Source organism: Alistipes sp. D31t1_170403_E11 (assembly GCF_015553985.1).
Lineage (GTDB): Bacteria > Bacteroidota > Bacteroidia > Bacteroidales > Rikenellaceae > Alistipes > Alistipes montrealensis.
In genome coordinates this window covers 102,511-115,004 of the sequence record NZ_JADNHQ010000001.1, presented here as the reverse complement: position 1 = coordinate 115,004, position 12,494 = coordinate 102,511, and the positions used below count along the sequence as shown (strand labels likewise).

Annotated in this window: 8 protein-coding genes; 6 read left to right on the top strand and 2 right to left on the bottom strand. The window is 60.0% G+C overall.

Annotation, left to right across the window (positions count from 1 at the left end; all coding sequences use genetic code 11):
• The first annotated feature begins 37 nt into the window (after positions 1-37).
• From I2E69_RS00495 to I2E69_RS00475, 5 genes are all read left to right on the top strand, one after another.
• Positions 38-724, top strand: a complete 687-nt coding sequence (locus I2E69_RS00495) for a thymidylate kinase (RefSeq protein ID WP_195458195.1) — start codon at positions 38-40, stop codon at positions 722-724.
• Positions 721-1,827 carry a BT_3928 family protein gene (locus tag I2E69_RS00490; RefSeq protein ID WP_195458194.1) on the top strand — a complete coding sequence of 369 codons (1,107 nt, stop codon included), beginning with the start codon at positions 721-723 and terminating at the stop codon, positions 1,825-1,827. The genes I2E69_RS00495 and I2E69_RS00490 overlap by 4 nt, the downstream gene beginning before the upstream one ends.
• 142 nt (positions 1,828-1,969) lie before the next feature.
• Positions 1,970-2,998: an efflux RND transporter periplasmic adaptor subunit gene (locus tag I2E69_RS00485; RefSeq protein ID WP_195458193.1), complete on the top strand. Its 1,029-nt coding sequence runs from the start codon at positions 1,970-1,972 to the stop codon at positions 2,996-2,998.
• 7 nt (positions 2,999-3,005) lie between these two features.
• Positions 3,006-6,038, top strand: a complete 3,033-nt coding sequence (locus tag I2E69_RS00480; RefSeq protein ID WP_195458192.1) for an efflux RND transporter permease subunit — start codon at positions 3,006-3,008, stop codon at positions 6,036-6,038.
• Positions 6,035-7,273, top strand: a complete 1,239-nt coding sequence (locus I2E69_RS00475; protein WP_195458191.1) for a TolC family protein — start codon at positions 6,035-6,037, stop codon at positions 7,271-7,273. Before I2E69_RS00480 ends, I2E69_RS00475 begins: the two co-directional genes overlap by 4 nt.
• A 50-nt stretch (positions 7,274-7,323) precedes the next feature.
• Here I2E69_RS00475 and I2E69_RS00470 read toward each other — a convergent pair whose 3' ends face one another.
• Positions 7,324-7,731, bottom strand: a complete 408-nt coding sequence (locus tag I2E69_RS00470; RefSeq protein ID WP_195458190.1) for an OsmC family protein — start codon at positions 7,729-7,731, stop codon at positions 7,324-7,326.
• 65 nt (positions 7,732-7,796) lie between these two features.
• Entirely contained in the window at positions 7,797-9,179 is a 1,383-nt protein-coding gene (locus tag I2E69_RS00465) for an ATP-binding protein (RefSeq protein WP_317191080.1), read from the bottom strand.
• Positions 9,180-9,515: 336 nt separating this feature from the next.
• On the opposite strand from I2E69_RS00465, the gene I2E69_RS00460 reads away from it, so the two are divergent.
• Entirely contained in the window at positions 9,516-12,494 is a 2,979-nt protein-coding gene (locus I2E69_RS00460; protein ID WP_195458189.1) for a tetratricopeptide repeat protein, read from the top strand.

Here is a 12,494-nt window from a genome sequence, read left to right as displayed (position 1 = left end):
TTTTCATTCTTAATTTTTAATTAATACACTACTACCTATGTTCATCGTACTCGAAGGATTGGACGGAGCGGGCAAATCGACCCAAATCCGTATGTTGCGCCAGTTGTTCGCCGAGCGGGGCGTGGAGAGCGAGTATATTCATTTCCCGCGTTTCGACGCACCGGTCTACGGCGAGTTGGTCGCCCGCTTCCTGCGCGGCGAGTTCGGCGGCGTAAACGAGGTCGATCCCTATCTGGTGGCATTGCTCTTTGCGGGCGACCGTGCTGCTGCCGGTCCGCAGATCCGCGCCTGGATCGCCGAAGGCAAAGCCGTGATCCTCGACCGTTACGTCTATTCGAACGTAGGTTTCCAGTGCGCCAAACTTCCGGCCGGGGAGCAGCGCGACCGCCTCGCGCAGTGGATCCTCGACCTGGAATTCGGTTACAACAACCTGCCGCGTCCCGACCTGTCGCTGTTCCTCGACGTGCCGTTCGCCTTTACCGAGCGTAAACTCACGGAGGTGCGCGAGGGTGACGACCGCGACTACCTGCAGGGCGGAAACGATATTCACGAGGGGGCCCTCGACCTGCAGCAGCGTGTGCGCGAAGTCTATTTGCAGGCTGCTGCGAAGGACGCTGCACTGCGTGTGGTCGATTGCAGCGACCCGTCGGGAGCAATGGATACCCCCGAGCATAATTTCGATAAAATACGTGCGGCGCTGGCCCCGATACTCGATAAGCGATGAGAACGACCCGGGTATTTAAAATCATAGCCAACATCTGCCGGCTGATCCTGGCGTGCACGTTTATCCTTTCGGGCTTCACGAAGGTGATCGACCCGTGGGGCACGGCGCTGAAAGTCAACGAATACCTTTCGATCTACGGGATCGATTACCTGCAGCCTGCGGCGATGACCTTCTCGATATGGCTGTGCGGCGCGGAACTGATGATGGGCTGCATGCTGCTCTTCAAGGTCCGCATCCGCCTGATTTCGATCTTCGCCGTGTTGTCGATGCTTTTCTTTACACTGCTGACGCTGCTGAGCGCCACGCTTATCCCGGTCGAGGACTGCGGTTGTTTCGGCGAGGCTCTGAAACTCTCCCCGTGGGAGACTTTTGCCAAAAACGTCGTACTGCTGCCGATGGCTTTCGTGGTGTGGTGGCGCTACCGTCCCGACAAGATTTTCGCTTTCAAGCCGCTGGAGATCGTGCTGACCTGCACGTTCTTTTTCCTGGCGATGTACCTCGGCTATTACTGCTACATCCACCTGCCGCTGATCGACTTCCTGCCCTATAAGGTCGGGGTCAACATCCACGAGGCGATGCAGGCTCCCGTCGTCGAACCCGGCGAGTCGGAAACCGTGCTGATCTACCGCAACCGGGAGACGGGCAGGGAGCGGGAGTTCTCGCTCGAAGACACCGAATGGCAGGATGCCGAAAAGTGGGAGTGGGTCGATACCCGCACTACGAGCGAAGCGCCGGCCGTCAGGCCCCTCGTAAGCGAATTCGCCCTGCGCGATGCCGAAGGCGATGCGACGGAGGAGGTGATCACGATGCCGGGACGGGTTTACATGCTCTGTGTCACGGCTTTCGACCGCCTGTCGCGCCCCTGCGCCCGGCGCATGGCGCGGCTCGTGGAGCGTGCCCGTGAAGAGGGTGCACATGTGGTCTGCCTGACGCCCGATCCGCTCTATGGCGTTACGTGGCACGATTTCGGTACGGGGGAGGTACGGTGTTACAACATCGACGCTTCGACGATGAAAACCATGCTTCGCGCGAATAACGGACTGGTCGTTCTGGACGAAGGGGTCATCTCGTCTAAAAAGAATTGTCGCGATATTCGTCCGTAGGGACTTCCTACGGTTCGATGGTATGAAAGTTGACGCTGAGTTCTCAGTGTCAACTTTTTTCGTTTCGCCAGATCCGGGCCGCAATCCGGTTGCGGTATTTGGCGAGCGCAGAAAAAGAAGAAAGAATTTCAACTTTTTTCGTATGCGAACAATCCTCATTTTATGCGTTGCCCTGCTTGCCGGGGCATGTTCCCGCAGAACGCCTGCTCCCGCGGTGGTACGCCCCGTGAAGGTTACGACGGCGGCAGGCGCGGGCCTTATCGACAAGGATTTCGCCGGTATGGCTACACCCGACGATGCTGTGAACCTCGCTTTTAAAGTTTCGGGGCAGGTCCTCGACGTTCCCGTTTCGCAGGGAGCGAGCGTGAAGAAGGGTACTCTGCTTGCGGAACTCGATCCCCGAGACATCGAATTGCAGGTCTCTGCGGCCCGTTCGGCTTTCGAAGAGGCCCGTTCGCAGCAGCAGCGCATGCAGCGCCTGCTGGAACACCAGGCCGTATCGCGGCAGGAGGCCGAAGCGGCCGCAACGCGTTATGCGCAGGCCAAATCGACCTATGAAAACTCCCTCGACCTGTTGAAGGATACGCGCCTGCTGGCGCCGTTTTCCGGGGTTATCGAACGCAAACTCGTCGATAATTTCGAACGGGTGCAGGCCGGACAGGCGATTCTCCGGCTGGTCAACCCCGTCACTACGACCGTTCAGTTTACCCTGCCTGAGACCGGGTTGGACCTGTTGCGGGACAGTACGACTCGTTTCACCGTCGAATTCGACAACTACCGCGGCGCGGCGATTCCGGCCCGCCTGAAGGAGTATGTCGAAACGTCGTCCGACGCCTCGGGATTCCCCGTGTCGCTGACCCTCGAAAACCCCGATCCGGCCCGTTACCGCATTTCGCCCGGCATGTCGTGTTCTATTACCATGCAGAGCGCCGATCCGGTTCCCGACGCCGTGTCGCTGCCCGTCTCGGCCGTATATGCCCCGGCGGAGGGCGGGACTTACGTCTGGGTGGTCGGAAAAGACGATCGCGTCATGCGCCGCGAAGTAAAACTCGGGGAGTTATTCGGGAGTAATAGGGTGGTTATCGACAGCGGCCTTGCGCCCGGCGAACGGGTTGTGACGGCCGGCGTCTACCAGTTGCGCGAGGGAGAACAGGTGCGTATTATAAAATAAGGTTGCCATGAATCTACCCGAATATTCATTGCGCAGCGCCAAGGTAATCTATTTCTTTCTCTTCGTGTTGCTGGCGGGAGGGGCCCTGGGCTTCGTCACGCTGGGCAAGAAAGAGGATTCGGTCTTCGTCATCAAGAGCGCGTCGCTCGTCTGTTCCTATCCGGGAGCTACGCCGCAGGAAGTCGAAGAACTGATTACCGAACCGATCGAGCGCGAGGTGCAGTCGATGCGCCGCGTACACAAAATCACCTCGGAGTCCTACTACGGACTTTCGAAAATACAGGTCGAACTGGACCCGGCTACTCCCGCTGCCGAAATTCCCCAGATGTGGGACGAGCTGCGCCGCAAGGTGCTCAATGTCCAGCCGCGCCTGCCGGCGGGGGCTTCCCCGGTCACCGTCGCCGACGATTTCGGCGACGTTTACGGCATCTACTACGGGCTTTCGATCGACGACGGGTTCACCTGGTCGGAACTGCGCGACTGGGCCCAGCGGCTCAAAACGGCGCTCGTGACGGTCGACGGCGTGCAGAAGGTGACGCTCTACGGCGAGCAGACACCCGTGGTGAACGTCTACGTCAGCCTGGCCACGCTGGCCAACTTCGCCATCCGGCCCGAGACGATCGTCGCGACCATCAGCCAGCAGAACACCATCGTCAACAGCGGTGAAAAACAGGCCGGGAAACTCCAGATACAGATACTCGAAGACGGGACCTATAAGAACCTCGACGACCTTTCGAACCAGTTGCTGATCTCTTCGTCGGGCAAACAGTACCGGTTGGGCGACATCGCCCGCGTGGAGCGGGGATACGCCGAGCCGCCGCAGACGATGATGCGCGTCGACGGCCGCCGCGCCGTGGGTATCGGCATCTCGACCGAAGGCGGTGTCGACGTGGTGAAGACCGGTGCGAAGATCGACGCCCTGCTCGCGTCGCTCACGCGCCAGATGCCCGTGGGCATGGACCTGACGGTGCTATATCCCGAAAACCGCATTGCCAAGGAGGCCAACTCCACGTTTATCCTCAACCTGGCCGAGTCGGTGGGTATCGTCATCCTGATCATCATGCTCGTCATGGGCTTCCGCGCCGGGGTGCTGATCGGCAGTTCGCTCCTGTTCTCGATCGGCGGCACGCTGCTGCTGATGCAGTTCCTGGGCGAAGGGCTGAACCGCACGTCGCTCGCGGGATTCATCATCGCCATGGGCATGCTCGTCGATAATGCCATCGTCGTCACCGATAATGCACAACAGGCCATGCTGCGGGGCGTGGCACGCCGCAGCGCCGTCGTCGACGGAGCCAACGCCCCGCGGTGGAGCCTGCTCGGGGCCACGCTGATCGCCATATTCTCGTTCCTGCCGCTGTACCTTGCCCCTTCGTCGGTGGCCGAGATGGTCAAGCCGCTGTTCGTCGTGCTGGCCCTCTCACTGCTGCTGAGCTGGGTGCTGGCCCTGACGCAGACGCCGCTGTTCGGCGATTTCATGCTGCGTGTGAAACCCATCGACCGCGATCCTTACGACACGCGCTTCTACCGGGCCTTCGATCGTTTTCTGGCCTTGATGCTGCGGTGGCGGTGGGCTGTTGTGGCGACGGTCGTAGGGCTGTTTGCCTTGTCGCTGGGCATTATGGGCCTGATGCCCCAGAATTTCTTCCCGTCGCTCGACAAACCGTATTTCCGGGCCGACGTGTTGCTGCCCGAAGGGTACAATATCCGCGACACGGAGCGCAACCTCGTCGTGATGGAAGAGTGGCTTCGGGCGCAGCCCGAAGTGAAGACCGTTTCGATGACGCTCGGTTCCACGCCGCCGCGTTACTATCTGGCCAGCAGCAGTATTTCGATGCGGCCCAATTTCGGGAATATCCTTGTCGAACTGTACGATAAGCGGCTCACCGGGGCTGTCGAGGAGCGTTTCAACGCCTATGTTACGGCGAACTTCCCCGACGTGTGGCTGCGTTCGTCGCTTTTCAAACTTTCACCCGTGCCCGATGCGGCCATCGAGTTCGGATTTATCGGCGACAACGCCGATACGCTGCGCCGCCTGGCGGCGCGGGCCGAGCAGGTGATGTGGCGCACGCCCGGGGCGGTGAACGTACGCAACGGCTGGGGCAACCGCGTGCCGATGTGGCAGCCGGTCTATTCGCAGATGAAGGGCCAGCGCATCGGCATCACCCGCAGCCAGATGGCTCGCGGCATTACCATTGCCACGCAGGGCTATAACCTGGGCGAATACCGCGAGGGCGACCAGTTTATGCCGATTCTGCTGAAGGACGAGAATATCGGAACCTACAACCTGACCAATTTGCAGGCCCTGCCGATTTTCAACCCTTCGGGCAAGGTCTTTTCGATCGAGCAGGCGACCGACGGCTTCCGGTTCGATTTCCGGGCCGGGGTGATCAAGCGGTTCAACCGCCAGCGGGTGATGAAAGCACAGTGCGACCCGGGCCGCGGAGTCAATACGATGCAGCTTTTCGCTGCGCTGAGGGATTCGGTGGAACGCGCCGTCGTGCTGCCCGAAGGCTACTCGATGAAGGTTTTCGGCGAACAGGAGAGCCAGCAGGAGTCCAACGAAGCGCTGGCCAAGTACATGCCGCTGACGCTGGTGCTCATCCTGATCGTCCTGCTGCTGCTGTTCCGCAACTACCGTGAACCGGTCGTGATCCTGCTGATGATTCCGCTGATCTTTATCGGCGTGGTGCTGGGACTGGCCGTGACGGGCAAGATATTCAATTTCTTCTCCCTGCTGGGACTGCTCGGACTGGTGGGTATGAACATCAAGAACGCCGTGGTGCTCGTCGAGCAGATCGGCTTGCTGCGTGCCGCGGGCAAGGACCCCTACGAAGCCCTGACATCGGCCACGCGCAGCCGTATCGTCCCCGTGGCGATGGCCTCGGGAACGACTATCCTGGGCATGCTGCCGCTGTTGTTCGACTCGATGTTCGGGGCGATGGCCGCCACGATCATGGGCGGACTGCTGGTGGCCACGCTGCTGACGGTCTGCGTCCTGCCGGTGGTCTATGCCCTGTTTTATAATATTCGCAAACCATGAGAAAAATCGTTTCGATATTCGCTTTGTGCCTCTGTGTGCCGGCGCTGGGACAGACTTCGCTTACCGACTACCGCACGGCCGTCGCCGATTACAGTTGGCAACTGAAGATCGCCGCCTCGAAGCGGGATGCAGCGGCAGAGACAGTGGGGCAGGCCCGTACGGGTTATTTGCCGCGGTTGTCGATGGACGGCAGTTTTACGGCTACGCTGCGCCATTTCGACGGCATCGAGCACTGGACGTTCAGCCTGCTGCCGCAGTTGGTGCAGACCGTTTACGGCGGCGGCGCGGTGCGGGCTGCCGCCGAGCAGGCCGAACTGGGTTACGACATCGCGCTGTGCGACGAGGAATTTTCGCGCCTCGACGTGCGTTACGCCGCCGACTATGCCTACTGGAACCTCTCGGCCGTGGAACTCTACGCCGCTTCGATGCGTCAGTACGTTGCGATCATCCGTTCGCTCAAGGAGGTCGTAGACCGCCGCTTCTCCGAAGGTTACATCGCCAAAGGCGACGTGCTGATGATCGACGCCCGGTTGAGCGAGGCCGAATATTCGCTCGTGAGCGCCGAACAGAACTACCAGGTGGCGCTCCACAATTTCAACATTCTCCGCGGAACCGATGCCGCGCTCGGCGTACGCCTCGTGCAGGGTATCCGCGATTCGCTGCCGATGCCCGGGCGGGTGGTGGCGGCCGAGGCGCTGGAACGGCGTCCCGACTATGCCGCCGCGCAACTGCGCTCGGCGCAGGCCGAGGCGGGGATCAAGGCTGTCCGCGCGCCGTTCAATCCCCAGTTGAGCGTCGGGGTAGGCGGCATGTGGCAGCCCTATTATCCCAACAGTACGGGTGCGACTTATGTCGACGGATCGGCTTTCGTGAAGCTCTCCGTGCCGATTTTCCATTGGGGCGAACGCCGCCGGGCCGTGGGGGCTGCGCGTGCCGTGCAGCAGCAACAGGAGTGGAACGCCGCGCTCATGCACGACGACATCGTACGGCAGGAGATGAACGGCTGGACAGCCATCGTACAGAGCCGTGCGCAGGTCGATGCTTCGGAGCAGAGCCTCCGCATCGCGGGCGAGAACCTCGAAATCAGCACTTACTCCTACGGTGAAGGCATGGCGACCATCCTGGATGTATTGCAGGCCCAGTTGAGTTGGATTCAGTTGTACTCCAACGCCATCCGGGCGCACTACAATTACGCCGTCGCCGTGTCGGATTACCAGCGCATTACGGCGCAGTAAAAAAAGAGCCGGGAACAATCCCGGCTCTTTTTATTGCTTTTCAGTGCTTTTTACGCTTTTGCAGGTTCGGTGCTGACTACGGCGATTTCCTGCGATACGGGCGCAATTTTGCGCAGCATCTGCACCATGCCGCAGTATTTCTCATGCGTCAGTTCGGCTGCGCGGCTGACCTTCGCCTGGTTGTCTTCGGTATCGCACTCGATGTTGTAAACCACATGGAACGAGCGGTATACGCTTTCCGATTGAATCTTCTCGGTAGATAAATCGCCCGAGTAGCTGATTTCGAAGCGCTTGGGCGTGATGCGTTCTTTCTGCATGATCATCAGCGCCGTCTGGCCCGAACACTGGGCGGCGGCGTAGAGCAGCAGCTTCTTGGGGTTCATCGCCTCGCACCCGGAGCCGCCTTCGACCTGGAATTTCCCATCCACGGTCATTTGCAAAGTTACTTTTTCGATCATAAGTCTCGGAATTTTTGTTGAACGACAGATGAGAGGCAAATTCCGTACCTTTTCCGTACAGCGGTTCAGGATACGGCTTCAGCTTCGGGCTGTGGCTGGCGTAACGGGTGGCGGAGCGTGAAGCGCGTTCCCTGGCCCGGCCGTGAGGTTACGGAGATGCTTCCGCCCAGGCTTTCGGCGATGGTGCGGCAGATCGAAAGGCCCAGTCCTACGCCTTTTACAAAACTGTCCGCCTTGTAAAACCGGTCGAAAATCCGTTCGAGGTGTTCTTCTTCGATCCCGCGGCCCGTGTCGTTTACGAACAATTCGGCCGTCGTGCCGTTTCCGCAGGTACGGCAGCCGAATGTGATGCTGCCTTTGTCGGTGAATTTTACGGCGTTGTTGATCAGGTTGTTGATCACCTGTTTGAGCCTCTCGGCGTCGGTGTCGATGCGGATATCCTCATCGGGAAGTTCGAGCCGCAGTTCGACGCCGGGCCTCATGTTCAGCTTCTGGGCCTGGTAGATGTCGGTCAGGAGCGCCGTTACCGAGAAGTCGGCGAAGTTGAACTCCATGGTGTTGGATTCGATCTTCGAGAGGTCGAGGATGTCTGAAATCAGGCGTAGCAGTTGTTCGCCGTTGGTGGTGATCAGGCGGCTGTACTCCTTTTTCTCATCTTCGTCCGACGGGTATTCCTCGTTGGTCAGCAGGTTGGCAAATCCGATGATGGCGTTGAGCGGCGTACGGATTTCGTGACTCATGTTGGCCAGGAACATGCTTTTTAGCCGGTCGCTTTCGCGCGCCCTGTCGCGTGCTTCGATCAGGGCGTTTTCGATGGTTTTGTGGCTCTGGATGCTCTGGCAGATTCCGACCACGCGGCAGGGCGAACCGTCGTCGCTCCGGCCCAGGTAGACCGATTGGGTTTCGAACCACTCCCACTCTCCGTCGCCGCGCCGCAGGCGGTAGCTGTACCACTTGTCGTCGAGGGCGCCCGAAAGCTGCCGGGTGAATGCATCCAGCAGCATTGCCCGGTCATCGGGGTGCACGAATCCGAAAAACGTTTCGGCGCTTATCGTGTCGGCCGTGTCGGCGATTCCCAGATGCCTGAACCAGCGTGCGTCGATGGTCATTTTGTTGTCGTCGGGGTCGAAGAACCACGGAAAAATCCGGGTCTGCGCCAGTGCCATGTCGAGCACGAATCGGCGGGTTATCTCTTCTCCGATGTTGCGGAACAGGAACTGTACGCGGTGCAGCCGCCCGCGATCGTCGTATCGGCCGATGAAACGGCCCTGGATGTAGAATTTCAGGTCGGAATCGCAGCGGCGGAGGGTGGTCCATTCGGGCAGGTCGCCGGGATCGTCATGTCGCCGGAGCCGGTCGAAAATCTCAGGTATGAGGTCCTGTTTGCCGTAGCAGACCGAGAACAGGCCGGAAATGCTTAGAGGGATTTCCCCCCCCCTCCGATACACAGGTCCCTGCGGGCCCGGTCGTTAATTTCAAGTATTTTGCCGTCGGGAGTCGCCGAGACCGACGCAATCGACAGCAGACTCAGGGTATCTTTCCCGGAAGGCATGGCGCAGTCCGTCCCGGAAGACGCTGTGGTTCGGTGTCGGAAGAAATGAAAATTCATTGGACGCATGTTTGGACGTGCTAAGTTAGCGATTTATATCGGAATACAGCGTTTATGTCTTTGTATTTTTCAAATGAAATATAAAATGGGCCATATTTGCTATTATCGGCGAAAGGGTATATTTTTTATGGGCAAAAATTCGTATATTTGCCCGTCTATTAGAGAATATGTGCGTATGCGAAAATTCCGGATTGTATTGCTGACCTTCGCCTTTGCGGCGTGCGCTTTCGGGGCGCAGGCCGCCGGGCCTGAAATAGAGACACTCGCAGGCCGCGCCCGTGACCTGTTCGATTACGGCCGCTGGAGCGACGCCCGGCAGGAATTCCTGCGTGTCAGGGCTGCGCTGACCCCGTCGGACCGCCTGCTGGCCCAGGAGGTCGAATTTTACCTGGCCGCTTGCGCCGTGGAATTGGGAAGCCCCGATGCCGAAGGGGCGCTGCGGGCATTCTCGGATCGTTATCCCGAATCGGTCTATGCCAACGACGTGCGTTTCGCTCTCGGCTCGTTCTACTGCGCTGCCGGGAATATGAAAAAGGCCCGCGAGGCTTTCGAAAAGACCGAATACAAGGCGCTGAGCGCATCGCGCCGGGAACAATACGATATCCGCATGGGTTACGTCGAATTTGCGGAGGAAGATTATCCGAAGGCCTACGGTTATTTCGACCGCATCGGCAGCCGCAGCGAATATGCGGACCATGCGTGCTACTACAAAGCGTATATCGATTACGCCGAGGGGCGTTACGGCCGGGCGAAGCAGGGCTTCACGGTGCTCGCGCGCAGCGACGCCTATCGCGACGTGGTTCCTTATTACCTCCTGCAGATCGAGTTCCGCGAGGGCAACTACCGCTATGTGGTCGAAAACGGCGAAGCGCTGGCCCGCCGGGCCGTTCCCGAACGGCGCGCCGAACTGGAACGCGTGATAGCCGAGTCGTGGTTCCACCTCGAAGATTACAACAAGACCCTCGACCACCTGGCGGCCTTCAAGGCTGCCGGCGGTGAAATGGACCGCGACGCGAGCTACCTGATGGGTTTCTCGCTCTACCGTACGGCCCGTTATCCCGAGGCTGCGGAGTGGCTGCGTAAGGCGTGCGGCGCCGAAGACGCGCTGACGCAGAACGCCTCCTACCACCTGGCCGACTGTTACCTGCGCGCCGGGGACAAGGAGTCGGCGATGCAGGCTTTTGCAATGGCTTCGGACGAGTCGCTCGATGCGGCGATTGCCGAGGATGCGTTGTTCAACTACGCCAAACTGCAATACGAGTTGGGCGGCGGCGCTTTCAACGGGGCTATCAACGTGCTGATGCGTTACATCGACCGTTATCCCTCGTCGCCGCGCGTCGGGGAGGCCCGCACGCTGCTGATTGCCGCCTACTACAACTCCCGCGACTACGATGCTGCCTACCGGGCCATCAAACAGATGCCTACGGGGGATGCCGACATCCGCGCGGCATTGCAGAAGATTACCTATTTCCGTGGACTGGAGGCTTACAAGGCGGGCGACATGCCGTCTGCACAGCGTTACCTCGCGGAATCCGCTGCGGTGAACGTCAGTCCCAAATACACGGCCCTGAATTCTTTCTGGCAGGGTGAGATCGCCTTTGCACAGGGCGACTATCCGGTGGCCGCCGCCAAATATAACGCCTACCTGAAGCGTGCGCCCCGCACCGAGCGGGAGTACGCGATGGCGTGGTACAACCTCGGTTACTGCGCTTTCGACCGCAACGACCTCCAGCAGGCGCAAAGTTCGTTCGACAAGTTCCTCTCCGCGTATCCGGCGCGCGACCGCTACCGGGCCGACGCCTACAACCGGTTGGGCGACGTGGCCTATTCCGACCGTCGTTTTGAGGCGGCCGTGGGGGAGTACGACAAGGCGATCGCCCTGGGGACTCCCGAACAGCAGTACGCCCGTTACAAGCGGGCCGTGACGCTCGGTATCCTGGGCCGTACGGACCAGAAACAGCAGGCCCTGCGGCAGATCATCGCTTCGGGCGGCGACTATGCCGATGAAGCTTCCTATGAACTGGGCCGCAGTTTCATCGCACAGGAGAAGTATGCCGAGGGCGCCGCGCAGCTCGAAAAGTTCGTGGCGGCCTATCCCTCCTCGCCGCGTTACACACAGGCGTTGTCTGACCTCGGACTGGCTTACCTGAACCTCGGCGACAAGCAAAAATCGCTCAAATACTACGATATGGTGGTCGGGGTATCGCCCCAATCCTCCGAAGCCAAGGGGGCGATGCAGTCGATCCGCGAGATTTACGTTTCGCAGGGCGATGCCGACGCTTATTTCGACTATGCCGCCAAAGCCGGTGTGGAGAGCGACCTGACGGCCCTTTCACGCGACTCGCTGTCGTTCGCCGCGGCACAGAAGCTTTACCTCGACGGACATCGGGATGCCGCCGCGAAGTCGCTGCGCAGCTATGTGAAGAGCTACCCGAAGGGCTATTACATGACCGATGCCCTCTACTACCTGAGCGACTGTTACCTCCGTTCGGGCGAGCGCGAGGAGGCTATCGAGGCGCTCACGGCGCTGGCCGACCAGGGTACGACCCAGTACACGGTCGCCGTGCTGGAGAAACTCGCCGAAATGACCTATGCCGACAAACGCTGGGAGGAGGCCGCTTCGGCTTACCGCAGGCTTTATGACGCGGCGCCGACCATCACGGGCCGCGAAGATGCCATGAAGGGGTATGTGCGTGCCACGGTGGCCGGTGGCGACGGGACGAAAATCGCCGAAATGGCCGCCGATGTCTGCGGCCATGCCGATGCGGGAGCCGTGGCGCTCCGTGAAGCGAAATACGCCTGGGCCGGGCAGTTGCGCGCAGAAGGCCGCCGCGACGAAGCGGTGAAACTCTACAAGGAACTGGCCAAGGACGTGCGGACCAAAGAGGGTTCCGAGGCTGCCTATTACGTGATCGAATCCACGTTCGAGGGCGGCGACATGAACAAGACCGAAAAGGAGGTCTTCGCCTTCTCGGAGCGGGAACCGCAGGCCTACTGGCTGGCCAAAGCCTTTATCCTGCTGGGCGACGTGTATGTGAAGAAAGGGGATAATTTCCAGGCCCGGGCAACGTGGCAGAGTGTCGCCGACGGATATTCGCCTGCCGACGACGGCATCGTGGACGAAGCGAAGGCGCGAATCGCAAAACTCAACTGA

Excerpts from the sequence above, each read along its gene's own strand:
- I2E69_RS00495 (WP_195458195.1), top strand. The coding sequence starts at position 38 with ATGTTCATCGTACTCGAAGGATTGGACGGAGCGGGCAAATCGACCCAA.
- I2E69_RS00490 (WP_195458194.1), top strand. The coding sequence starts at position 721 with ATGAGAACGACCCGGGTATTTAAAATCATAGCCAACATCTGCCGGCTG.
- I2E69_RS00485 (WP_195458193.1), top strand. The coding sequence starts at position 1,970 with ATGCGAACAATCCTCATTTTATGCGTTGCCCTGCTTGCCGGGGCATGT.
- I2E69_RS00480 (WP_195458192.1), top strand. The coding sequence starts at position 3,006 with ATGAATCTACCCGAATATTCATTGCGCAGCGCCAAGGTAATCTATTTC.
- I2E69_RS00475 (WP_195458191.1), top strand. The coding sequence starts at position 6,035 with ATGAGAAAAATCGTTTCGATATTCGCTTTGTGCCTCTGTGTGCCGGCG.
- I2E69_RS00470 (WP_195458190.1), bottom strand. The coding sequence starts at position 7,731 with ATGATCGAAAAAGTAACTTTGCAAATGACCGTGGATGGGAAATTCCAG.
- I2E69_RS00460 (WP_195458189.1), top strand. The coding sequence starts at position 9,516 with ATGCGAAAATTCCGGATTGTATTGCTGACCTTCGCCTTTGCGGCGTGC.